This window comes from Desulfovibrio sp. 1188_IL3213, assembly GCF_036763145.1.
GTDB lineage: Bacteria > Desulfobacterota > Desulfovibrionia > Desulfovibrionales > Desulfovibrionaceae > Desulfovibrio.
Genome location: NZ_JBAIYR010000358.1, coordinates 1 through 2377, shown reverse-complemented (window position 1 = coordinate 2377; position 2377 = coordinate 1). Strand labels below are relative to the sequence as shown.

General features: G+C 60.4%; 4 protein-coding genes. All 4 read left to right on the top strand.

All coding sequences use genetic code 11. The features are described 5' to 3' along the window. Positions 1-238: 238 nt before the first annotated feature. The gene (locus tag V6C16_RS11400; RefSeq protein WP_333534953.1) at positions 239-1120 is read left to right on the top strand and encodes a YicC/YloC family endoribonuclease; all 882 of its coding nucleotides are present in this window, start codon (positions 239-241) and stop codon (positions 1118-1120) included. Between the two features lie 3 nt (positions 1121-1123). Then, positions 1124-1378 carry a DUF370 domain-containing protein gene (locus V6C16_RS11395; protein WP_333534952.1) on the top strand — a complete coding sequence of 85 codons (255 nt, stop codon included), beginning with the start codon at positions 1124-1126 and terminating at the stop codon, positions 1376-1378. Then, positions 1378-1986, top strand: coding sequence for a guanylate kinase (gene gmk, locus V6C16_RS11390; RefSeq protein ID WP_333534951.1), 609 nt, complete (start codon positions 1378-1380; stop codon positions 1984-1986). The genes V6C16_RS11395 and gmk overlap by 1 nt, the downstream gene beginning before the upstream one ends. A gap of 73 nt (positions 1987-2059) precedes the next feature. Next, a partial coding sequence (locus V6C16_RS11385; RefSeq protein ID WP_333543256.1) for an orotidine 5'-phosphate decarboxylase / HUMPS family protein occupies positions 2060-2377 on the top strand: 318 nt, incomplete at its 3' end.

Sequence of the window (2377 nt, the reverse complement as noted above, 5' to 3'; positions counted from 1 at the left end):
GTCGGGCGGGTGCGGTTCCGGCGGCACGGGCGGCCTTTCCTGAGGCACGTAGGGCCTGTTGCCCGCCTGCCTGCCGCATATCTTTGCTCCAGGCGGCGGCCAGAAAACAGCGCCCAGGTAATCCGGTGGATTACCTGAAAAATATTCAGCCCTTGGCCCGGCATGCCAAGGGCTTTCTTGCATTCGTCAAGGGCTTGCTCTACACTTGCCCCAATACTTTATATCCGGGAAGGAACCTATGCTCCGCAGCATGACCGGCTTTGGCCGCTGCCTCGTTGAAAATACCCGCACAATCCAGCAATGGGAGGTCAAGAGCGTCAACAGCCGCCACCTTGACCTCAAGTGGCGCCTCCCCCTGCCCGTGCGCAGCCTTGAACCCCGCCTTGAAAAAGTCGTTCGTCGCTTCGCCTCGCGCGGCCGGGTAGACATCAGTCTGACCCTGCAATACGCCCCCGGCGAAATCCCTGTCGCGCGCTTTGACGCCGGACAGGCCAATGCCATGCTTGACAGCCTGTACAGCCTTGCGCAGGCCCGTGGCGATGACTTCATGCCGGATTACAGCGCGCTTATGCAGATCCCCTCGCTCTGGAACGACTCCAGCGAGGAAATGGATGAGGATGTGACAACCAGCCTTGAAGAAGGGCTGGCCCTCGCCCTTGAAGACTGGAACGAGGCCCGCGCCGCCGAAGGCCGCGCCCTGGCCACAGACATGCATTCACGCATTCTGCGCATGGAGGAGTGGACGGGGCTTATCGCGGAGCGCGCCCCGGCCATCAAGGAAGAACGCGCCAATATCATGCGTGAGCGCCTGGGCGAGGCCCTGGCCCAGAATGGTCAGGAACTGGAAGAAGGCCGTTTTTTGCAGGAAATTGTGGTTCTTGCCGACCGGCTGGATGTGAGCGAGGAACTTACCCGCCTTTCCACCCATCTTGAGCGCCTGCACGACCTTTTGCAGGCGGGCCGCGATGCGGGCCGCCGCCTTGACTTTACCCTTCAGGAATGCTTTCGCGAAATCAACACGTGCGGCAACAAGCTGCCCGATGTGCAGTTGTCGCGCCTTGTCGTGGACTTCAAGAATGAACTGGAAAAATGCCGTGAGCAGGTCCAGAATCTGGAATAGGCCATGTCTCGCGAACGACTCATCAATATAGGTTTCGGAAACTATGTGCTGGCGGGCCGGGTTGTAGGCATTGTCAGCCCTGCGTCTTCGCCCATGAAGCGTCTGCGGGAAGACGCGCGGACGCAGGGGCGGCTCATAGATGCCACACAGGGGCGTAAAACCCGCTCCATCCTTGTGACGGACTCCAACCACGTCATTCTTTCATCCATACAGCCTGAAACCATCAGCCAGCGCTTTGCGCAAGAGGAAGGAATCTGATGCCCCGACAAGGCATTGCCCTGGTCTTGAGCGCCCCCTCAGGGGCGGGAAAAACAACTTTGGTTCAACGCCTGCTGCGGGCCTTTCCCCAGTTGGGTTACTCTGTTTCCTGCACCACCCGCCAGCCCCGGCAGGGCGAAGTGGACGGCAAGGACTATATTTTCATCAGCCGTGAAGTATTCGAACAGCGCCGCGCCGAAGGGTATTTTGCCGAATGGGCCGAGGTACACGGCAACCTTTACGGCACCCCCCTGGCCCCGGTGGAGGAAAACCTGCGCCTTGGGCAGGACCTGCTTTTTGACATTGACGTGCAGGGCGCGGCCCAACTGAAGCTTTCCCTCACCGAGGCGGTCTTTGTTTTCATCCTGCCGCCCAGTATGACCGAGCTTGAGCGCCGCCTGCGCAGCCGGGGCCTGGACGACGAAAAAACCATTGAGCGCCGCCTTGCCAACGCGCGGCAGGAAATACCCGAAGCCCGCTGGTATGATGCTCTGGTGGTCAATGACAGCCTGGACGTGGCCTATGACGAGCTGCGCTCGGTTTTTGTGGCGGCAAGCCTTACCCCAGGCCGCAACCCCGACCTTTCGGAAGCAGTGCTGCGCGGTTGAGCCGCCGCCCTTGCCCCGGCATGCCGCAAAGCAGCCACGTTTATTTTACTGACGCCACGAGCCGGATTACATCATGAAAAGCGCAAATACCGTTCCACAACTTATGGTGGCACTTGATGTGCCCAGCAGAGAGGAAACTCTTGCCCTTGCCCGCACGCTGGCAGGAACAGCGCCCTGGTGCAAGGTGGGCATGGAGATGTTCACCCACGCCGGGCCGCCCTTGCTTGAAGACCTGGCCGCTCTGGGCTACAGTATCTTTCTGGATCTCAAATTTTATGACATACCGCACACGGTGGCTCAGGCCGTCAAGGCGGCTTCGGGCGTGGGCGTGAACATGCTTACCCTGCACTGCCAGGGCGGCGAACGCATGTGCCATGCCGCGCGCGAGGCT